Origin of the sequence: Pararhizobium sp. PWRC1-1, assembly GCF_049897905.1 — a bacterium.
GTDB lineage: Bacteria > Pseudomonadota > Alphaproteobacteria > Rhizobiales > Rhizobiaceae > Pararhizobium.
The window spans coordinates 1-889 of record NZ_JAFCXE010000074.1 but is presented as its reverse complement, the minus strand read 5'-3'; the positions used below and the strand labels follow the sequence as shown (position 1 = coordinate 889).

The following is an 889-nucleotide window of genomic DNA, read 5'->3' as shown; positions in this document are numbered from 1 at the left end:
ATGCCGTGCTTGATGAGGTCCAGTCCTGCCGACTGGGTCAGGCTGATGACCGCCGCCTTGGTGGCGCAATAGACGCCGACAAGAGCTTCGCCCCGCCGCCCCGCCTGACTTGCCATATTGATGATCTTGCCGCCGCGTCCCTGCGCGATCATCTGCTTTGCAGCGGCCTGGATGGTGAACAACGTGCCGGAGACATTGATCGCAAAGAGCCTGTCATAGCTTTCCCGCGTGATCTCGACGATCGGGGCAAGATCGAACAGGGCTGCGTTATTGACCAAAATATCGAGACCACCGGCCTTTTCGACGACGGCAGCAATCGCCGCGTCGATCGAAACCTGGCTGGTTACGTCCATCTGGACCGCATAGGCAGAAGGTCCAAGCTCGCCGGCCGTTACGGTGGCGCGCTCGAGGTTGATATCGGCAATCGCAACGGTTGCCCCTTCGCGGATATAGGCTTCCGCAAAAGCGCGTCCGATACCGCGCGCCGATCCCGTGATCAGCGCGCTTTTTCCTGTAAGCCGTGTCATCGAATTGCCAGTCCCTTGTCGTTGAATTTGTGCACGCGGCCTTCTTCCGGAGTCAGGAAGACCTGATCGCCATGCTTGACTGCAAAATCGCCGCCGACCCGGGCCGTCACCAGCCCGATGCCATCGACATGAATGTGCAGGAAGGTATCGGATCCGAGATGTTCGGCGACACCGACGGTCCCACGCCAAGCGCCGGACTCCGTCGAGAGCTTAAGATGCTCCGGACGCACACCGATCGTATGGGCATTGTGTGGCTTGGAAAATTCGCCTGTCGCAAAGTTCATCCGCGGCGAACCGATGAAGCCGGCGACGAAGATATTGTCCGGCCGGTGATAGAGGTCGAGCGGCGAACCGACCTGCTC

Annotated in this window: 2 protein-coding genes; both read right to left on the bottom strand. The window is 60.0% G+C overall.

The annotated features are described in order from the left end of the window. A partial coding sequence (locus ACP7E0_RS34960) for an SDR family NAD(P)-dependent oxidoreductase (RefSeq protein ID WP_426131952.1) occupies positions 1-527 on the bottom strand: 527 nt, incomplete at its 3' end. Continuing rightward, positions 524-889, bottom strand: a 366-nt coding sequence (locus tag ACP7E0_RS34955; protein WP_426131950.1) for a TOBE domain-containing protein, incomplete at its 5' end; no start/stop codon positions are given. The genes ACP7E0_RS34960 and ACP7E0_RS34955, both read right to left, overlap by 4 nt.